Genomic DNA, 18,087 nt, shown 5'->3' with positions numbered 1-18,087 from the left:
CGCCACCCGACCCTGCCACCCCCGGCCCCGCCACCGTCCCACCCCCCACCCTGCCGCCTCCGCCGTCGCCCCCGCGTTCTCGAACGCCTGGCGGGGACCGCCGTCGACCCCCACCGAGGTGCCCATGTCCGACGCCCCGAGCCACGCGTCCACGACCGAGGACGCCGAACTGCTGTACACCCTGTGCCGGGAGCTGGCCGAGGCCGCCGACGCCGTGGACGAGGCCGCCCGGTACGCCTCCGCACTCGCCCTCGGCGCTCGCCTGCCGGTCACCGCGCTCGGCCGCGCCGGCGGACCCCGGCAGGCATGGCGCACCCTGCTCCACACCCTCACCGACCCTCAGGGCCTCGGCTGGGGCGCGCGCGGCCGGGGCGCCGCCCGGGCCGGGTGGCTCGCCGGGATCCTGACCGGCCGGGAGAGCCTCGCCGTCAGCCTCGCGGTCTGCGGCCTCAAGACCAGGATCCGGGCCGCGCGCGAGACCCACCCCGAGCTGATGGCGGACCCGGACTCCGCCGCCGTGTTCCGGGCGGCCGAGGACAACCGACAGGGCGAGGCGGTCCGGTTGTTCCGCGCGATCCTGCGCGACCGGGGAGCCGAGCGCGCGTTCGGCCTGCTCGCGCCGTCCTTCGCCGACATCCTGGCCTGGGACGCGCTGACCGACGACAACCCCTTCAACGACCACGTCGGCTGGCGGATCGCCACCGGCCGGGGCAGGCACACCCCACCGCTGATCGCCCTCGGCGCGGCCTTCCGGGCCTTTCTCGGGCGCGGACCGCGTATCGCCGGCGACAGCGCCCCGGCGATACGCCGTCCGGCTCGCGGGGCCGACCCTCCCGCGTACCGCGAGTGACCACCACCGGCTCGCCACCCTGTGAGCGCACCCCCACCCCAGCTGGAGACCCCGTGAACCACCGGCCGGCCACCCCGAGGGTCCGCCCGCGCCCGCCCGGTCCCGTCGAAGCCCTTCGCGCCCACTCCGCCGCCCTGCGCTCGCACGCCGAACGGCTGCGCTCGGTCGCCGCGGACCTCGGAGGCCGCGGCCCGCACGCCGACCCCCTCGGCGTCGAGGTCGCCGCACTCGCGGACCGCTGCGCCGTCGCGGCCGGCGGCCTCACCCTCGCCGCCGCCCAACTCGCCGCCCGGCGGCGGCCGCGACGTACCGCCGGACCGGCCCTTCCCCGCGCGAAGTCCTACTAGGGGGTGTCCGGCTTCCCCGGCGTCTCCGGCTTCCGAGGCGTCTCCGGGGCCGCCGGCGCGTCGGGATCGCCGAGAGCGCCCGCGTCCCCCGGCGAGGTCAGACCCTTCAGCGCGGTCAGGGCCCGTCGCGCGGTCTGCTCGGGCGTCCCGGCGACATCGACGACCACACCGACCTCGTCGTCCTCCAGCGGCTCCAGCGCATCGAGTTGGGAATCCAGCAACGCGGCCGGCATGAAATGGCCCGTGCGCACCTCCAACCGCTGTTCGGTCAGCGCGCGGTCCCCGGTGAGGTGGACGAAGACCACGTCCGGCGCCGCCGCGCGCAACCGGTCGCGGTAGGCACGCTTGAGGGCGGAGGCCGAGACCACCCCGCCACCGCGCCCCGCCGGCCGGGCGGCGATCCACGCGCCGACGGCGTCCAGCCACGGCCGGCGGTCGACGTCGTCCAGCGGAGTGCCCCCGCGCATCTTGGCGACGTTGGCCGCCGAATGGAACGTGTCGCCCTCCGCGTAGGGAACGCCGAGCGCGTCCGCGAGCAACCGGCCCACCGACGTCTTTCCCGTGCCCGACACGCCCATCACCACGATGACCCGCCCGACACGGTCCCCCTGTGCCATGCCGCGTACCTCCCCGCCTTCGTCGCCTCCGCCACTTCCCGCCGAAGCCGGTCGGACACCACGTATTCAAGCCGAGCCCCGGGCCCGGCGGGGCGAGGCCGTCAAGGCGAGTCCGTCAGCCGTGCGCACGCCCGGCCGCCGGCCGAATACCGTCGAAGTCCCGGGCAAACACCCCACACCGCAAGATCACCGCTTCGGGGTAAACCCATGGCTCCTCAGGACCGATCGGGCGTACCGGCCGTTACCGTTCCCAAGGATCTGGACGGATTCCAGAATGTTCGCCCTCTTATTTCCTCTTTCAACGGTGACGCGCGGGACCGCCGATCACCGCCCTTGCGAAGGAGAGCTCGACCGATGACCGTTGACACCAGCCAGGAAGCCGGACTGGAGCCGCCTCGGCGGTCCAGCCTGGGCACGGCGGCCGCCCGTAACCTTGCCACCACGACCAAGTCCGCCCCGCAGATGCAGGAGATCACCTCCCGGTGGCTGCTGCGGATGCTTCCCTGGGTGGAGACCAAGGGCGGCGCCTACCGGGTGAACCGCAGGCTCAGTTACACCGTCGGCGACGGACGCGTCGAATTCCTCCAGGACGGTGCCCGCGTCCAGGTGATCCCCCGGGAACTCGGCGAACTGGGGGTGCTGCGCGGCTTCGACGACGTGGAGGTACTCACCACGCTCGCCGGTCGCTGCGTCCAGCGCGACTTCCGGGCCGGTGAGGTGCTGGTCGAACGGGGCAACCGAGCCGAGCAGATCCACCTGATCGCCCATGGCCGGATCAGGAAGACCACCCTCGGCAAATACGGTGACGAGGTCGCCGTCGCCGTGCTCGCCGACGGGGAGCAGTTCGGCGAACACGCCTTGCTGGACGGTGACGCCCTGTGGGACTACACGGCCACCGCCGAGACCGGCGGCACCCTGCTCACCCTGTCCCGCCTCGACTTCACCGCCGTGATGTCCACGGCCCCGCACCTTCAGGACCACGTACGGGAGTTCACCTCGCTGCCCCGCCAGCGGCAGAACAAGCACGGCGAGGCCGAGATCGCGCTGTCGGCCGGACACACCGGTGAGGCGGACCTGCCCGGCACCTTCGTCGACTACGAGCTCAAGCCGCGTGAGTACGAACTCTCCATCGCCCAGACCGTGTTGCGCGTCCACACGAGGGTCGCCGACCTCTACAACGAGCCCATGAACCAGACCGAGGAGCAACTCAGGCTCACCATCGAGGCGCTGCGCGAGCGCCAGGAGCACGAACTGGTCAACAACCGGGAGTTCGGACTGCTCCACAACGCCTCCTTCAAACAGCGCATCCAGACGCACTCCGGCCCGCCCACCCCGGACGACCTCGACGAGCTGCTCTGCCGTCGCCGCGGCACCAAGCTCTTCCTCGCCCACCCACGGACCATCGCCGCGATCGGGCGCGAGTTCAACGCGCGCGGGCTCTACCCGGACCACGTCGACGTCGGCGGCCAGCAGGTCCCGGCCTGGCGCGGGGTCCCGATCCTGCCCTGCAACAAGATCCCGATCACCAAGGAGAACACCAGCTCCATCCTCGCCATGCGTACCGGCGAGGACAACCAGGGCGTCATCGGTCTGCGTCAGACCGGTCTGGCGGAGGAGTACGAGCCCGGCCTGTCGGTGCGGTTCATGGGCATCGACGAGCGGTCGATCATCTCCTACCTGGTCACCACCTACTACTCCGCGGCCATCCTGGTGCCCGACGCGCTCGGCGTGCTGGAGAACGTACAGATCGCGCGCAAGCCCGCGTAGCGGAGCCCGCCCGATGGGCACCGACCGTCAGGACAGCCCGGACCTTCCAGGGCCGACCGAGCATGCCCGGGATCCGGGACAGCCCGCCCCCGTCACCAAGGAGTCACGGATGCCCGATCCCGGGCCTTCCCCCCTGCAATCGAGCCTGCCCGCGGCTGCCGCCCGCTTCGGGGCCGATCTCCTCACCAACGCCGTCGCCAACGCCCCGGAGGTCACCGCGGCCGTCAAACCCGCGCTGCCGTCAGGGCCGCCGCTGTCCTTCCTGCCCGCTGCCCGCGTCGCGGCCCCCACCACCGCTCCCACGGTCGACCCGGGGACCGTACCGGTGGACGCGCCCGTAGGCGCGGCCGTGGCCGTGGACCTGCCCGTAGGCGTGCCCGCGGACGTGCCCGTGCCGCAAGCCCCGGCCGCGGAACGGCTCCTGCGCGGGCCCAGCGGGCTGGGCACGGCGAGCCTGTACCCCGCCCGGCGTGCGGAGCCGGCCGCTGCCGCGACCACCGGGCCACCGGTGTCGGGCCGCCCCATCCCCGGCCTCTATCACCACCCGGTGGCGGAGCCCGATCCCGCGCGGGTGGAGGAGGTCAGCCGCAGGATCAAGGCCTGGGCCCTGGACGAGGTCGAGCTGTACCCCGAGGACTGGGAGGACCAGTTCGACGGCTTCTCCGTCGGGCGCTACATGGTCGCCTGCCATCCGGACGCCCCGACCATCGACCACCTGATGATCGCCACACGGCTGATGGTCGCGGAGAACGCGGTGGACGACTGCTACTGCGAGGACCACGGCGGCTCACCCATCGGGCTCGGCGGGCGCCTCCTGCTGGCGCACACCGCCCTGGACCCCCTGCACACGACGGAGGATTACCAGCCGCAGTGGGCGCGGTCCCTCCACTCCGACGCACCGCGACGCGCCTACCGGTCCGCCATGGAGTACTTCGACCGGCAGTCCACGCCCTCCCAGGCCGACCGGTTCCGGCACGACATGGCCCGGCTGCACCTGGGTTACCTCGCCGAAGCCGCGTGGACCCAGACCGACCACGTCCCCGAGGTGTGGGAGTACCTGGCGATGCGGCAGTTCAACAACTTCCGCCCCTGCCCCACCATCACGGACACCGTCGGCGGCTACGAGCTGCCGGCCGACCTGCACGCACAGCCCGCCATGCAGCGGGTCATCGCGCTCGCCGGGAACGCCACCACCATCGTCAACGACCTGTACTCGTACACCAAGGAACTCGCCGCCCCCGGCAAGCACCTGAACCTGCCCGTGGTGATCGCCGAGCGCGAGGGCGTGTCGGACCGCGAGGGCTACCTGAGGGCGGTCGAGGTCCACAACGACCTGATGCGCGCCTTCGAAGCCGAAGCCGCCGCCCTGGCCGCCGCCTGCCCCGTCCCGAGCGTGCCGCGCTTCCTGCGGGGAGTGGCCGTGTGGGTCGACGGCAACCACTACTGGCACCAGAGCAACACCTACCGCTACAGCCTGCCCGACTTCTGGTAAGGAATAGGACCCTTCTGTGACCAGCACCGATTTCACCGCGACCACCAACGCCTCCGTGTTCATCCCCGGTCCGGCGACGCCCTACCAGGGGGACATCGCCCGCTACTGGGATGTCGAGGCCAGGCCGGTGAACCTCCGTCTCGGCGACATCGACGGCCTGTACCACCACCACTACGGAATCGGCGACGTCGACCACGCCGCCCTCGGCGACCCCGGGGACAGCGCGTACGAGAAGAAGCTCATCGCCGAGCTCCACCGCCTGGAGTCGGCGCAGGCCGAGCTGCTCCTCGCTCACGTGGGCCGGATCGGGCGCGACGACACGCTCGTGGACGCCGGCTGCGGCCGCGGCGGCTCGATGGTCATGGCCCACCAGCGGTTCGGATGCAAGGTCGAGGGCGTCACCCTGTCGGCGAAGCAGGCCGAATTCGCCAACCAGCGCGCCCGCGAACTCGGTATCGACGACCACGTCCGCGCCCGCGTCTGCAACATGCTGGGCATGCCCTTCGAGACCGGTCGGGCCGCGGCCTCGTGGAACAACGAGTCCAGCATGTACGTCGACCTGGACGACCTCTTCGCCGAGCACTCCCGCGTCCTGGCGGTCGGTGGCCGTTACGTGACCATCACCGGCTGCTGGAACCCGCGCTACGGCCAGCCCTCGAAGTGGGTCTCCCAGATCAACGCGCACTTCGAGTGCAACATCCACTCCCGCCGGGAGTACCTGCGCGCCATGGCCGACAACCGGCTCGTCCCGCAGGCGGTCATCGACCTGACCCCCCAGACGCTGCCCTACTGGGAGCTGCGGGCCACGTCTTCCCTGGTCACCGGCATCGAGGAGGCGTTCATCAACTCTTACAAGGACGGCTCGTTCCAGTACGTCCTGATCGCGGCCGACCGCGTCTGATCGTCCCCCAGCCGCCGACCGCCGACCGGAGGGTGTCGGGTCCGTCACGCGACGGGCCCGGCCCCCGGCGCCGGATCGAAGCCCTTGGCGATGAGCCGGACGGCCAGTGTCACCTCCCACGCGAACACCGGGAGTGCCGCGAGCGAGCCCGGCGCCGAAACCTGCGGGTAGAGGCCGAACAGCACCGCGACGGCCGACGCGCAGATCATCGTCCCGCCGACCAGCCCCAGAAGGGCGACGGAGCGCGGCACCAGGCGCGAGCCGTACATCAGGGAGGCCAGCACCAGCGTGTTCGCTCCGAGGACGAAGTCGGGGCCCAAGAGGAACGTCCAGTCGTGGACCGCGATCAGGGTGTCGGCAGCCGTGGCGAGAGCGCCGGGATCACCGGCGCCGACGCCCGCCGAGTCCCTCCGCAGGGTGACGACCGACAGCACGCTGATGATGCCGCCGACGATGACGGCCGCCTCCAACAGGCGCCCGCAGACATAACCCAGGGCGGCCCCTTCGCCGTGCCTCTTGACGACCGGGTACAGGACGACGCCCGTCCCTATGACCGCGAGGGCGAGCACGAGCTCGGACAGCGCGCCGAGCAAGACCCGGCTGTCCGCGCCGGAACCGGCGACGTACGCGGCGCCGTCCAGCACGGGGCCGTAGAGCGTGAGCCCGCCGATCGCCGCGACCTCGGTGACGAGGAACAAGACGCCCGCGACGACGGCCGTTCTCCTGGTTGAGCTCATCTGGACCTCCTTGGAGGTGTACGGCGTACACCTGGCGAGCACAGTAGGTGTACGGCGTACACTCGTCAAGCCGGGTCTCCGGCGCCGACTTCGAGGGGAGCGACCGGGATGGCCGAACCGACCGGGGCCGCACGCCGGTCCCCGCTGAACCGCGACCGGGTGCTGCGCACGGCCGTCGCCCTGGCCGACGACACCGGGATCGAGGGCCTGAGCATGCGCAGGCTCGCGCAGGAACTGGGCGTGGTGCCGATGGCGCTCTACAAGCACGTCGCCAACAAGGAAGAGCTGCTGGACGGCATGCTGGACGTGGTCGTCGACGGCATCGACCACCGGCACGCGGGAACCGACTGGAAGGGCGCGGTCCGCGGCCTGATCCTCGCGGCGCGCGGCACGCTCCGCCGGCACACCTGGGCGGCGCAGGTGCTCCGGTCCCGCCCCCGACCGACGCCCGCCGTGCTCGCGCACCTCGACTCGGTCATCGGGGCGTTCCGCGCCGGCGGCCTCTCCGCCGACCTCACGCACCATGTGATGCACGCCTTGGGCAGCCGGGTGCTGGGCTTCACGCAGGAGCTGTTCGACACCGCGCCCCCGGAGCCCGGTCCGTCGGCCGAGGCGCTCGCCGTGGTCGCGCAGCGGTATCCCCACGTCGCGGAGCTGGCCGGGGCGGTGGCCCACGACCGGGAGTCGGTGGTGGGCGGGGGCTGTGACGACCAGTTCGAGTTCGAGTTCGCGCTGGACCTGCTCCTGGACGGTTTCGAGACGCTGCACCGCCGGAAATGGAAGTCCTCGGACGCGGCCGGCGGCGCGCGCCGCGCGTAGGACGTCAGCGGGACGACCCGGGCCCCGGGGCGGCCTCGGCGGGGGTCCGATACGTCGGCGGGGCGGGACCGGGTCGACCGGTCCCGCCCCGCCGACCTCGGGGTCATCCGCCCGAGACCGGCACCGCCTCGTCCGGGGCCGCTCCGCCGGTCTCGGCCGGGGCGAACTGGGTCCGGTACAGCTCCTCGTAGCGGCCGGCCGCCGCCAACAGCTCCGAGTGCGTCCCGCGTTCCACGATCCGACCCTCCTCCACCACCAGGATCAGATCGGCCGCCTGGACGGTCGACAGCCGGTGCGCGATCACCACTGCCGTTCGGCCCGACAGGGCCTCCGCGAGAGCCTCCTGAACGGCCGCCTCGGAGGTGGAGTCGAGGTGGGCGGTGGCCTCGTCGAGGATCATCACCCGCTGGCGGGCCAGCAGCAGCCGGGCGATGGTCAGCCGTTGGCGCTCGCCGCCCGACAGCCGGTAGCCGCGTTCACCGACGACGGTGTCCAGTCCGTCCGGCAGCGAGGCGATGACCCCGTCCAGGCGCGAGCGGCGCAGGGCCCCCCAGAGGTCCTCCTCGCTCGCCTCCGGCCGGGCCAGCAGCAGGTTGGCCCGTACCGACTCGTGGAACAGGTGGCCGTCCTGGGTCACCATGCCGAGGGTCTCGCGGACCGAGTCGGCGGTGAGGTCCCGTACGTCGATGCCGCCGAGCCGGACCGCGCCCTCGTCGGCGTCGTACAGGCGCGGCAGGAGTTGCGCGATGGTCGACTTGCCCGCGCCGGAGGAACCCACCAGCGCGATCATCTGGCCGGGCTCGGCGCGGAACGACACGTCGTGCAGCACCCGGGTGCCGCCCCGCGCGTCGAGGGTCGCGACCTCCTCCAGCGAGGCGAGCGAGACCTTGTCGGGGGAGGGGTAGCCGAAGGAGACCCGGTCGAACTCCACGGTCACCGGACCGTCCGGCACCCGGCGCGCGTCGGGCTTCTCGGCGATCAGCGGTTCGAGGTCGAGGATCTCGAAGACCCGTTCGAAGCTCACCATCGCGCTCATCACCTCCACGCGGGCCCCGGCCAGGGCGGTCAGCGGCGAGTAGAGCCGGGTGAGCAGCAGGGCGAGGGCCACGACGGAGCCCGCCTCCAGGCTCTCGTGCACGGCGTAGTACCCGCCGAGACCGTAGACCAGTGCGAGGGCGAGGGCGGAGACCAGGGTGAGGGCGGTGATGAACGCCGACTGGGCCATGGCGGTGCGGATGCCGATGTCGCGGACCCGGGCAGCCCGCGCCGCGAACTCGGCGGACTCCTCCGACGGGCGTCCGAACAGCTTGACCAGGGTGGCGCCCGGCGCGGAGAACCGTTCCGTCATCTGGGTGCCCATTGCGGCGTTGAGCGCGGCGGCCTCGCGCTGCATGCCGGCCATTCGCGCCCCCATCCGTCGCGCCGGCAACACGAAGACCGGCAGCAGGACCAGCGCCAGCAAGGTGATCTGCCAGGAGATGCTCAGCATCACGGCGAGGGTCAGCAGCAGGGTGACGATGTTGGAGACCACCCCGGACAGGGTGTTGCTGAACGCGCGCTGGGCGCCGATCACGTCGTTGTTGAGCCGGCTGACGAGTGCGCCGGTACGGGTGCGGGTGAAGAAGGCGACCGGCATCCGCTGGACGTGGTCGAAGACCGCGGTCCGCAGATCCAGGATCAGCCCCTCACCGAGGGTCGCGGACAATTTGCGGGTCAACAGGCCGAGGCCGGCTTCGGCCACCGCGATCACCGCGATGAGCAGGGCGAGGCGGGTGATGGTGGCGCTGCTCCCGCCGGCGACGATCGTGTCCACGACCCGGCTCGCGAGCAGCGGCGTCGCCACGGCCAGCAGCGCGGTCACCACACTGAGGAACAGGAAGGCGGTCAGGCCCCGCCGGTGCGGGCGGGCGAAAGCGGCGACCCGGCGCAGGCTCGCCCGGGAGAGGGGCCGGCGGTCCTGCCGGGCGTTCATGGCGCTGTGCAGCGATGTCCAAGCGGTGACTTCCATATCCATGCACCGAAGCGTAGGACCTCAACTAAACTTGAGGTCAATGCCCGGCGCCGGGCCGGCCTTCCGGAGCCTCGCAACTCCGTTACACAGCAGGGTTGTTCACCCCCTCACCGATGTCCGTACGCGGTGGCATCATCGGTCCATGACGCACGGATCAGAGACCACCCGTTCCGGACGGCAGGCCCTCGGCAGTGTCCTGGGGCGTTTCGAGCAGTGGGCGGACGAAACCCCCGAGGCCCGCGCGCTCATCGCCGGACAGGACGGTCTCACCTACGGGCAGCTCGATGCCCGCGCCAACCAACTGGCCCACCACCTCCTCGCCGCCGGGCTGCCCGACCAGAGCCTCGTCGCGGTGGCCACCGCCCGCCGGCCGGAATTCGTCGTCGCCGTCCTCGCCGCCCTCAAGGCCGGTGCGGCGTACGCGCTGATCGACGTCGCCGACGCGCACACCGGACGGCGCCAGCTCGCCGCGATCCGACCCGACGCCGTGCTCACGCACGCCGCCCACCAATTTCACCTCGACGACGGCCGGGGCCTGCGGTTCATCCGCCTCGGCGCCGAGGCCGACGCCATCTCCGAACGCCCCACCGACCGGCCCACCCCCGCGACGCGCGAGCGGGCCACCGCCGCGCTGTTGTTCACCGGGGCCGCGGCGCCGCGCCCCGTCCCCGTCGGCCACGCCCTGCTGCTCGCCGCCTGTGACAGCTGGGCCGAGGTCGCCGCGCCGGGCCCCGCCGACCGGCACCTGATCACCGCCGGGCCCGATGTGACCGCCTTCGCCGCGGGCTGGCCCCGCGCCCTGTGCACGGGCGGCGCCCTGGTCCTGGTCGAGAGCGGCCCCCGGTCGACGGAGAACATCCGCTCCGTGGTCGAGACCGACGAGGTCACCGTCCTGCACACCGGCCCGGCCGGGGCGGTCCGGCTGCTCTTCGACGAGCGCCCGGGGGCTGCCTGGACCCCGACCCGCGCCGGCGCGCCCACCCGCTCCCTGCGCCTGGTCACCGTCGGTGGAGACCGCCTCTACGTGGACGAACACGCCGCCCTGCACGCCCGCCTGCGGCCCGGAGCGCGCGTGCTGGCCCTCTACGGGACCACCGAGAGCGCCGGGATCGGCACCTGGTTCGAACCGTCCCGACTGCCCGCACCACCCGCCGCCCCCGAACGGCTCGCGCTGATCGGCACCCCGTTCCCCGGCTGCCGCACCGAGCTGCGCGACGGGCAGATCCTGCTCACCCCGGCCGACGGCGGGGACGCCATACCCACCGGCGACCTCGGCCTGCTCCGCCCCGACGGCCTCCTGGAGTTCCGCGGCCGCCTCCGCGAACGGATCACCGTCGAGGGCGGCCACCTCGACCCCCACCACCTGGAGTCCCTGATCCGGGGCCACGACGGCGTCGGGTCCGCGCTCGTCGCCGACATCCGGGACGGCGAGGAGCCAGGCAAGCGCCCCCGGGCCGGGTCCCGCGGACTCGTCGCCTACCTCGCCCCACCCCCCGGACCCCGGTCGGGCACCGATCTGCCCGACATCGCCGCGCTGCGCGCGCACCTGGCGGACCAGGTCCCTCCCGAGCACCTCCCGCACACCGTTGTCCCGCTGCGCGCCCTGCCCCGTGACCGGGCGGGCCGCGAAGACCGCACCGCCCTGCCGCTGCCGGTCCTGCCGAACGGCACCTCGCGGACCGCCCGCGGCTCGGGCAAGTACGCGGGGGCCGGCGGCGAGGCACTCTCGCCCGGCTGCGCCACCGGCTGCGTGGTGTTCCCACTGACCCTCCTCGGCCTCGCGCTCACCGACGTGTTCTGGCCCGGTTCGACCGACCTCACGGGGGTGCCGGCCCCCTGGGCGGCGCTGTTCTTCGTCCTCTACGTCTTCGAGGCGCTCGCCTTCGCAGTCGGTGTCGTCTTCCTGTTCGGCGGCGGCTCCCCGATGCGGCGCCAGGGCCGGGGCCGCGCCCTGACCAGGGCCACCCACCTGGCTGTCTGCTACCTGCTCGTCGCCTGGTGGCCCCAGGACAACCTCTACCGGCTCGCCGCCAAGCACGACTGGCCGCGCCAGGCCGCCCTCGTCTACGCCTTCAACATCCCCCTGATGATCGCCGGCGCCGTCGTGGCCTTCTACCTGACCCGGAAACCGGCCTCGGCGGTCGGGGCCGACGACTGAGGCGCGCGCCCGTCCGTGAACGCGCGCCCGTCCGTGAACGCGCGCCCGTCCGCGAACGGCCGCCCCACCGCGAGCGCCCCGGCCCGTACCAGTGCCTCGGCCGCGTCCAGCACCTCCCTGCTGTGCGCGGCCACCAGAACGCCCAGCCAGGGCGCCGGCTCGAACGCCGCGGTCGGGATCGCCGGGACGAACACCGCCCCGAGCCGCGCGCAGGCCCCTGTCAGCTCGCCGCACAGCTCGTCGAGCTGCCCGTCCGGCAGCCGAGCCCCCAGTTCCACCCGGTCCGCGATCCGTACCAGGTGTCCCGCGCCGCGCAGCGCGTCCAATCGGGCCGCCACCATGAAGGCGATCGCGGGCCCGGTCAGCCGCAGGTTCGTCTCGGTCGGCGCCAGGCCGCCCGCCCCGTCGGTGACGAAGTCCACGTCGAACCAGCCGCGGTAGCCGGCCGTCGCCAACTCCCGGCCCACCGCCGCCCCGAAGGCCAGCAGCGGGCCCTCTGTTCCCTCGGGCACCAGCCCCGGACCGACCGTCGCACCGCGATAGCCGCCGTCGGCCACGTCCATCACCGCCGCCCCCACCTCGTGGACCCGGCCCGCGCCGTCCACGAACCCGTCGTAGGTGAGGTCCCGCAGGTCGCCGCCGGGTTCCCCCGCCGCCGGACCGGGCACGTACTCCTCGACGAGCAGCGGGCCGCGCGGCAGCCGCCGGAGCAGAGCCCGCGCCCCGCCCGCCGCCCGCAGCAACTCGGGGGTGACAACGGTGACGCCCGAACCGCCGACGCCGTGCTCGGATTTGAGCACCGAGCCGACTCCGGCGGCGGCCCGCCGCGCCAGCATCCGCGCCGCTGTCCGGCGGGTCGGGGCCCGCCACTGCGCGGGCAGCCTGATCCGGGGATGGCCGCCGGCCGCCAGGACACGACCGAACAGGGCGTGCGAGGCCGACTTCGACTCGTAGTACAGCTCGCCCTGCCGCCAGGGCCGTCCCGCCAGTCGCCCGAAGGCCTCCGTCGTGCCCCAGGGTACGAGGGGCAGCCCGGCCCCCGTCAACCGCTCGGCCAACGCGGGCCGGGCCGCCACGGCCCGCGACAGGCCCGACCCCGAGTCCGCCAGGCCGTCGTACACCTCCACCTCGCCCCAGCCCAACTGCCTCCCCACCAAAGCGGGCCACCCCGCCGGCACCCGCCTCGGCAGCACCAGGGCCGCCGGCTCGGGACCGTAGAACGCGGCCAGCGCGGCGTAGTGGTGCGCGGCCGACTGCTCCCGGTCCAGCGAGGCGTCGGCGAACTGGGTGTTGAACTCGGCGACGTTGCCCACGTGTACCGCGCGGGCCCCGCCCGTCCACGCCCGCGCCCACCCGGCCAGGGCGACCGGAGCCACCTCGAACCGCACCAGCCCCTCGGGAGCGCCCGAGGAGGCCACCGCGCCCATCGCCCGGTAGAACCCGGCCGCGTGGGGATCGGCGTCGATCGACAACCTGCCCATGCCCGACTCCACCGCCCGGCGCAGCACGTCCCGGTACAACAGCCGCCCCACGCCCCGGCCGATGACCGCCGGCTCCACGAACAGCAGCCCGAGCCGGGCCCGTACCCCCTCGCCCTCCAGGGAGGCCAGTCCCAGCACGGCCCCACTCCCGTCCTCGGCGACCACCACCCGCCGGGCCGGCACGTCGTCCGGCCGGAGCGTCAACTCCGGTGCGCAGGCGGCCAGGAACCGCGCGTCGTACCCCCAGTGGGCCTTGGAGCGCAGGACGAGTGCGGTGAGCTCCCGCGCCTCCTCGGCCCGTGCGGCCCTGAGCCGTGCCACCTGCCGACCTCCCCATGGTCCGCCGCCCGGACCTGCGATAGATTCGCCCGGTCCGCGGCGGGGTGCAACCCCCTTCCTACCCACGCCTTCCGTCCCACGCGCAGACAGGCTTCCCCATGAGCGACATCCTCGACGGACTCGGCCGCACCAGCGCCTTCGGCGCCCTCGGTCTGGTGCTGCTGATCCTCGGCATCGTCCTGGTGGACGTACTGACGCCCGGGAAGCTCCCGCAACAGATCTGGGAGGAGCGCAACCGCAACGCCGCGCTGCTGCTCAGCTCCGCGCTGCTCGGTATCGGCGGCGTCGTCTTCACCTCGATCTGGACGACGTACGAGGACTTCGGCAAGGGCCTGCTGTCCACGGCGGCGTTCGGCGTGCTCGGCCTGGTGCTGATGGCGGTGGCCTTCCTGGTGCTGGACCTGGTGACGCCCGGCAAGCTCGGCGCCATCGTGGTCGACCCGGAGCCCCACCCGGCGGTCTGGGTCACCGCCTCCTGCAACCTCGCCGTCGCCGCGATCGTCGCCGCCTCCATCGCCTGACGGCCCGTACCGGCGCCCCTCACGCCAGGCCCAGTGCGAACACCGCGAACCCCGCAGCCAGTACGCCGGCCAGGGTCCGGCGGACCGCCGTCGCCCGCGTCCACGGCTCCTCGAAGCGGCGCGCGTAGCGGGCGGTGCCCACCAGCAGCGCCGCGAACACCGGCATCCGCGCCGGCCGGGCCGCGATCCACCCCAGGCTGTCGGGGGCTGTCGTCAGACCCGCCAGTTCCCCGACGAACGAGCCGGGTACGGCAGTGGCCGGCATGGCGCTCCGTTGCCGGCACAGGATCGTCGTCGCACACAGGTTGATCACCACGACCGGTGCCCACAGCGCGGGCCGGGCCAGCAGCCGCGCCAGCCGGTCGCGCAGCAGGATCGCCGCCCCCGACTGGGCCGCGGCCAGCGCGAGCGCGAGCAGCGACGGCGGGTGCGAGTTGGTCCGCGCCTCACCCGGCACCCCGACCATCGACGCCGGGTGGTGGAAGACCGTCAACAGCGTCGCGAACAGCACGACCCCGCCCACCAGCAGCGTCCACGCCCCGCGCCGTGCGATCCGGCCGTCGCCCCACGCCACGCCCAACTGGTAGGCGAACAGCCAGCCCGGCAGGATGTTCAGCGGTGACAGCCGGCCCGGCACGGAATCGGCGAGCGGCCCGTAGCGCAGGACGTCCACCACTCGCCCGGGCACCGCGGGCGTGGCAGCGGTGGCTGCCGCTGGTCCCGCGACGGAGGCGAGCAGCGGGGCCGCCGCCCTACCGCCGAGCCGATGCGCCGCCCGCCGGAGCGGCGCTCCGGGCCGGGCGGGCGTCCACAGCGCCACGGCGAACCGGGTGACCGCACGCGGCTCCCGGACGGGGGCGGGGGGAGGGGCCGTCGGCCCGGGTGCGTCGCTCATGACGGAACGGCGTAGGCGGCCGGGACCGCGACGGACGGTATGGGTAGGCTGCACCCGGTCGATCAAGGAGGACCGTACCCATGGGCGGGGCAGCCGCACTCGAAAAGCTGGTGCCGGTACTGCTGGCCTTCGGTGGCGGGGTGCTCCTCGCGCGCCGCAAGGTCGTGCCGCCCGAGGCGTCCAAGGCGTTCGCCGACTACGCCTTCCTGTTCGCGGTCCCCTGCTACTTGTTCGGGAACATCTACGCCGGCGACCTCGCCGCCCTCTTCGACTGGCGCGCCATCGGCGGTTACGCGGCGACCGCGGCCGTCGCGGTGCTCGCCGTGGTCCTCGGCGCGGTCGCCTACGGCATACGCGAGCCGCGCGCGGTCGCGCTGCGCGTCATGGCGGGCGTCCAGGTGAACACGGCCTACTTCGCCGTTCCCGTCTTCATCACCGTCTTCGGGACGGCCGCGCCCATCTTCCCGGTCCTGCTGTTCCAGGTCTGCGTACTGTCCCTCGTCGTCATCGCCATCATGGAGCTCGGCCGCGCCGGCGCGGCGGCCGGCGGCCCGGGCGTCCGTCTCGCCCGGGCGGTCCGCGCCTCCCTCGTCACCCCGCTCGTACTGGCCTGCAACGCGGGCATCGTCTTCAACCTGCTGTCGGTGCACCTGCCGAAGGTGGTGCTCGACGGAGCGGCGTTCGTCGGCGACAGCGCCTCCCCGGTGGCCCTGTTCGCACTCGGCCTGCACCTCGGCGGCACGGGATTCGGCGTCCGGGACACCACCCGCGAGGAGATGACGCTGATCGCGGTCAAGTGCGTGGGCTTCCCGCTGCTGGCGTGGGCGGTCTGCGGGGCCGTGTTCGGTGTCCACGGTGACTGGCTGGCCTACCTCGTACTGATCGCCGCCATGCCGACACCGCAGAACCTGTTCGTCTTCGCGCAGCGCTACGACGTGGGCATCGACCTCTCCGCCTCCGTGGTGATCAAGAGTTCGGTCGTCTCCCTCCTGCTGCTGCCCCTCTGGCTGCAGGCCGTCGTCTCATGACCCCCTCGCCCCCGCGGCGACAGCCGCGACCCGCCACCGCCGTCACCCTGGGGCTCGCGGTGGCCTGGGCCGCGCACGACCTCGAAGAGGTCGTCACGATGGCCCGGTGGAGCCGCACCCGCGTGCCCGCCCTGCGCGCACGCCTTCCCCGCGTCCCGGCCCGGGTCTGGGCCCCCTTCACGGACGTCGACGGCCGCGAGTTCGCCACCGCCGTCGGCCTCGTGGGGCTCGTCGTCGCGGCGGCAGCCGCGGACGGACAGCGCACGGGCGGGCGCTCGGCCTTCTACCAGGCTTCCCTGAACGGCTTCGGCCTGCACGGACTGGTCCATCTCGCCCAGTCCGCCGCCACCCGCGGCTACACGCCCGGCGTGGTCACCTCGCCGCTGATCGTCATCCCCTTCACCCTGTGGGCGCGCGGACGCCTCCGCCGGGCCGGGGTGCTGCGGCCGGGCCGGGCCCGGGACGTGGCGTTCGGCCTCGGCCTCGCCGGGGCGGCGACCGCCGCCGCGCACGCCGTGGCGCGACGGATCCGGTAGCCCCCGTACGTTCCCCCGGCGCGCCGCGGTCGTTGAGCGGGCATGGAGCTGCTGCCGATGAACGCGGCGCCGGGTGTCGGTGAACGGGCCGACGCCGCGGCCGATGCCGCCTGTCACCTCTACGACGCCGTCGCGCCCTGGGGCGCCGGCGAGCCCGGCGGGTGGAGCCGGACCGCCGCCGAGGACGCAGCCGAGACCATCGAGACCACCGCGCACGCGCTGGCCCGTATCCACCCGCGCGCCGAGGTCATTCTCGCCCCCGTGCACACGGCCCTCGCGGAGCTGCGCCGTCAGCTCGCCCTCGCCCCGGCGGACCCGCTGGGCGCCGAGGAGGTCCCGGCGACGCCGCGCACCGTCGGCAACCCGCGCCGGACCCGTTGGGTACGCGTCCACGCGCAGCCGGGGCCGCTCACCCGGTCCGGGCCGCCCGCGCCACCCGCGCCACCCGCGCCGAGGCGACTGCCGTCTCGTACAACGCCCTGATCTCCGTGCCGAAGTACGAGCTGTACGAGGTGTCGTCGGTGTCGCCGCCGGTCTTCCAGCCGCCGATGACCCCGACCACGTCACCGGTGAGGGTCCGCTGGTCGAAATGGGTCAGGAAGGGCCCGCCGCTGGTTCCTCCCGGGTAGCCGGTGCAGTCGATCCGCTGGAACGAGCCGGGGATGTTCGGATCGGAGCTGGTGAACTTCGTCGTCCGGTTCACGCACAGGCGCGGACGGGCCGCGGACGCCGGGTAGCCGACGAGCGTCACCGAGGGCTGCGCGTAGGCGGCGCCGGTCACCAGCCGGTTCCCGCCGACGACGTCCTCGACCAGCGCGCCCGAGGCGTTGGGCCCTACCTGGGCGAAGGCCACGTCGAGCGTGGCCGCGCGGTCGGCGCCCTCACGCCGGTAGCGGGGGTCGATCCATACCTTCGCCCGTCCGGCGGAGTCCCGCAGCACCGGGAACATCCCGTACGGCTGCGGCTTGTCGGCCCTGTAGCGCGGGACGAAGGCCACCTGCCGGGCATCCGCGCCGAGCAGGCAGTGCGCGGCACTGATCACCAGGTCGCGGCCGGGGGAGGAGACCACGCTCGCGGTGCAGAAGTACGCCCCGCCGCCCGTCATGACGAACATCCGCCCGACGACCGGCATGCCGTCGAAGTCGCGTCCCACGCCGGGGTGGGCGGCCGCGGCGGCGTAGGCCGGATCGGGGGCCCGACCCGGCTGGACGGCCACGACGGAATGCGAAGGCGTCGGCGTCGGCGTCGCGCTCGGCGCGGGCGCCGGGTCCGGGGTCGGTGGTGCCGGGGTGGGTGTCGGCGTCGCGTTCGGGGAGGGTGACTGCGCCGGGACGGCGGGGTCCGCGCCCGGGTCCGCGCCGGGGTCCGGGGACGGGTCCTCCACCGGGGCGGCGTCCGGCTCCGGCGGCGCGGGAACGGCCGAGGCCATCCGCTCGGGCGTCCAGAACGCCTGCGCCTCCACCGCCGACCAGCGTCCGAGGGCGGGGGCCGGGGCGCCGCGCGCCTCGGTGACCGCCAGCGGCCCGCCCACCAGGGCCAACGCGGCCGTGGCCGCCGCCATCGTCAACGTACGTCGCATGCAAGGGCT

16 protein-coding genes and 1 pseudogene are annotated in these 18,087 nt (G+C 73.7%); 11 read left to right on the top strand and 6 right to left on the bottom strand.

The genetic code is table 11. The features are described from left to right. Positions 1-124: 124 nt before the first annotated feature. Both ABZ934_RS01150 and ABZ934_RS01145 read left to right on the top strand, forming a co-directional pair. Positions 125-850: a hypothetical protein gene (locus ABZ934_RS01150; protein WP_361307199.1), complete on the top strand. Its 726-nt coding sequence runs from the start codon at positions 125-127 to the stop codon at positions 848-850. A gap of 53 nt (positions 851-903) precedes the next feature. Then, complete coding sequence (locus tag ABZ934_RS01145) at positions 904-1,197, top strand: hypothetical protein (protein WP_361307197.1); 294 nt, start codon at positions 904-906, stop codon at positions 1,195-1,197. Here ABZ934_RS01145 and ABZ934_RS01140 read toward each other — a convergent pair. After that, the gene (locus tag ABZ934_RS01140; RefSeq protein WP_361307195.1) at positions 1,194-1,814 is read right to left on the bottom strand and encodes a gluconokinase; all 621 of its coding nucleotides are present in this window, start codon (positions 1,812-1,814) and stop codon (positions 1,194-1,196) included. The genes ABZ934_RS01145 and ABZ934_RS01140 overlap by 4 nt on opposite strands. A gap of 354 nt (positions 1,815-2,168) precedes the next feature. Between ABZ934_RS01140 and ABZ934_RS01135 the strand changes: the two genes are divergently transcribed. The 3 genes from ABZ934_RS01135 to ABZ934_RS01125 all read left to right on the top strand — a co-directional run bounded on the left by ABZ934_RS01135 (position 2,169) and on the right by ABZ934_RS01125 (position 5,974). Then, positions 2,169-3,581 carry a family 2B encapsulin nanocompartment shell protein gene (locus ABZ934_RS01135; RefSeq protein WP_361307193.1) on the top strand — a complete coding sequence of 471 codons (1,413 nt, stop codon included), beginning with the start codon at positions 2,169-2,171 and terminating at the stop codon, positions 3,579-3,581. Positions 3,582-3,690: 109 nt separating this feature from the next. Next, positions 3,691-5,073 carry a family 2 encapsulin nanocompartment cargo protein terpene cyclase gene (locus ABZ934_RS01130; RefSeq protein ID WP_361307191.1) on the top strand — a complete coding sequence of 461 codons (1,383 nt, stop codon included), beginning with the start codon at positions 3,691-3,693 and terminating at the stop codon, positions 5,071-5,073. Between the two features lie 16 nt (positions 5,074-5,089). Further along, positions 5,090-5,974, top strand: coding sequence for a geranyl diphosphate 2-C-methyltransferase (locus tag ABZ934_RS01125; protein ID WP_361307189.1), 885 nt, complete (start codon positions 5,090-5,092; stop codon positions 5,972-5,974). Positions 5,975-6,018: 44 nt separating this feature from the next. Here ABZ934_RS01125 and ABZ934_RS01120 read toward each other — a convergent pair whose 3' ends face one another. Continuing rightward, on the bottom strand, positions 6,019-6,711 hold the full coding sequence (locus ABZ934_RS01120) for a DUF4386 domain-containing protein (RefSeq protein WP_361307187.1): 693 nt from the start codon (positions 6,709-6,711) through the stop codon (positions 6,019-6,021). A gap of 108 nt (positions 6,712-6,819) precedes the next feature. Between ABZ934_RS01120 and ABZ934_RS01115 the strand changes: the two genes are divergently transcribed. Beyond that, the gene (locus tag ABZ934_RS01115) at positions 6,820-7,530 is read left to right on the top strand and encodes a TetR/AcrR family transcriptional regulator (RefSeq protein WP_361307185.1); all 711 of its coding nucleotides are present in this window, start codon (positions 6,820-6,822) and stop codon (positions 7,528-7,530) included. A gap of 103 nt (positions 7,531-7,633) precedes the next feature. Here the strand turns inward: ABZ934_RS01115 and ABZ934_RS01110 are convergent, their stop codons facing one another. Beyond that, entirely contained in the window at positions 7,634-9,544 is a 1,911-nt protein-coding gene (locus ABZ934_RS01110; RefSeq protein ID WP_361307183.1) for an ABC transporter ATP-binding protein, read from the bottom strand. Positions 9,545-9,683: 139 nt separating this feature from the next. Between ABZ934_RS01110 and ABZ934_RS01105 the strand changes: the two genes are divergently transcribed. Beyond that, positions 9,684-11,699, top strand: coding sequence for an AMP-binding protein (locus ABZ934_RS01105; protein ID WP_361307181.1), 2,016 nt, complete (start codon positions 9,684-9,686; stop codon positions 11,697-11,699). Here the strand turns inward: ABZ934_RS01105 and ABZ934_RS01100 are convergent. Next, positions 11,654-13,501, bottom strand: coding sequence for a GNAT family N-acetyltransferase (locus ABZ934_RS01100; protein WP_361307179.1), 1,848 nt, complete (start codon positions 13,499-13,501; stop codon positions 11,654-11,656). The two genes, ABZ934_RS01105 and ABZ934_RS01100, sit on opposite strands and share 46 nt — an antisense overlap. Before the next feature lie 116 nt (positions 13,502-13,617). Here ABZ934_RS01100 and ABZ934_RS01095 point away from each other — a divergent pair, with 116 nt between their 5' ends. Further along, positions 13,618-14,040: a DUF350 domain-containing protein gene (locus ABZ934_RS01095; protein ID WP_361307177.1), complete on the top strand. Its 423-nt coding sequence runs from the start codon at positions 13,618-13,620 to the stop codon at positions 14,038-14,040. A 19-nt stretch (positions 14,041-14,059) separates the two neighbouring features. Here the strand turns inward: ABZ934_RS01095 and ABZ934_RS01090 are convergent. Then, positions 14,060-14,818 (bottom strand): annotated as a pseudogene (locus ABZ934_RS01090) (acyltransferase); the annotation flags it as partial. Positions 14,819-15,015: 197 nt separating this feature from the next. Here ABZ934_RS01090 and ABZ934_RS01085 point away from each other — a divergent pair. Genes ABZ934_RS01085 through ABZ934_RS01075 form a run of 3 tightly spaced genes read left to right on the top strand, consistent with a single transcriptional unit; the run spans position 15,016 to position 16,982 of the window. Next, positions 15,016-15,963 (top strand): AEC family transporter, encoded by a 948-nt coding sequence (locus ABZ934_RS01085; protein WP_361307175.1) that lies wholly within the window; start codon positions 15,016-15,018, stop codon positions 15,961-15,963. After that, entirely contained in the window at positions 15,960-16,499 is a 540-nt protein-coding gene (locus ABZ934_RS01080; protein WP_361307173.1) for an HXXEE domain-containing protein, read from the top strand. Before ABZ934_RS01085 ends, ABZ934_RS01080 begins: the two co-directional genes overlap by 4 nt. Positions 16,500-16,541: 42 nt before the next feature. Continuing rightward, on the top strand, positions 16,542-16,982 hold the full coding sequence (locus tag ABZ934_RS01075; RefSeq protein ID WP_361307171.1) for a hypothetical protein: 441 nt from the start codon (positions 16,542-16,544) through the stop codon (positions 16,980-16,982). Here ABZ934_RS01075 and ABZ934_RS01070 read toward each other — a convergent pair. Further along, the gene (locus tag ABZ934_RS01070) at positions 16,909-18,078 is read right to left on the bottom strand and encodes a hypothetical protein (protein WP_361307169.1); all 1,170 of its coding nucleotides are present in this window, start codon (positions 18,076-18,078) and stop codon (positions 16,909-16,911) included. The two genes, ABZ934_RS01075 and ABZ934_RS01070, sit on opposite strands and share 74 nt — an antisense overlap. Positions 18,079-18,087 lie beyond the last annotated feature (9 nt).

Source organism: Streptomyces sp. NPDC046557, from assembly GCF_040645975.1.
GTDB lineage: Bacteria > Actinomycetota > Actinomycetes > Streptomycetales > Streptomycetaceae > Streptomyces.
Note: the sequence above shows the minus strand (reverse complement) of the source record. Positions and strands in the feature narration are given on the sequence as shown.

Bases quoted from the DNA above. Each gene is read 5' to 3' on its own strand.
- ABZ934_RS01150 (WP_361307199.1), top strand. From the start codon at position 125: ATGTCCGACGCCCCGAGCCACGCGTCCACGACCGAGGACGCCGAACTG.
- ABZ934_RS01140 (WP_361307195.1), bottom strand. From the start codon at position 1,814: ATGGCACAGGGGGACCGTGTCGGGCGGGTCATCGTGGTGATGGGCGTG.
- ABZ934_RS01135 (WP_361307193.1), top strand. From the start codon at position 2,169: ATGACCGTTGACACCAGCCAGGAAGCCGGACTGGAGCCGCCTCGGCGG.
- ABZ934_RS01130 (WP_361307191.1), top strand. From the start codon at position 3,691: ATGCCCGATCCCGGGCCTTCCCCCCTGCAATCGAGCCTGCCCGCGGCT.
- ABZ934_RS01120 (WP_361307187.1), bottom strand. From the start codon at position 6,711: ATGAGCTCAACCAGGAGAACGGCCGTCGTCGCGGGCGTCTTGTTCCTC.
- ABZ934_RS01115 (WP_361307185.1), top strand. From the start codon at position 6,820: ATGGCCGAACCGACCGGGGCCGCACGCCGGTCCCCGCTGAACCGCGAC.
- ABZ934_RS01110 (WP_361307183.1), bottom strand. From the start codon at position 9,544: ATGGATATGGAAGTCACCGCTTGGACATCGCTGCACAGCGCCATGAAC.
- ABZ934_RS01105 (WP_361307181.1), top strand. From the start codon at position 9,684: ATGACGCACGGATCAGAGACCACCCGTTCCGGACGGCAGGCCCTCGGC.
- ABZ934_RS01095 (WP_361307177.1), top strand. From the start codon at position 13,618: ATGAGCGACATCCTCGACGGACTCGGCCGCACCAGCGCCTTCGGCGCC.
- ABZ934_RS01085 (WP_361307175.1), top strand. From the start codon at position 15,016: ATGGGCGGGGCAGCCGCACTCGAAAAGCTGGTGCCGGTACTGCTGGCC.
- ABZ934_RS01080 (WP_361307173.1), top strand. From the start codon at position 15,960: ATGACCCCCTCGCCCCCGCGGCGACAGCCGCGACCCGCCACCGCCGTC.
- ABZ934_RS01075 (WP_361307171.1), top strand. From the start codon at position 16,542: ATGGAGCTGCTGCCGATGAACGCGGCGCCGGGTGTCGGTGAACGGGCC.
- ABZ934_RS01070 (WP_361307169.1), bottom strand. From the start codon at position 18,078: ATGCGACGTACGTTGACGATGGCGGCGGCCACGGCCGCGTTGGCCCTG.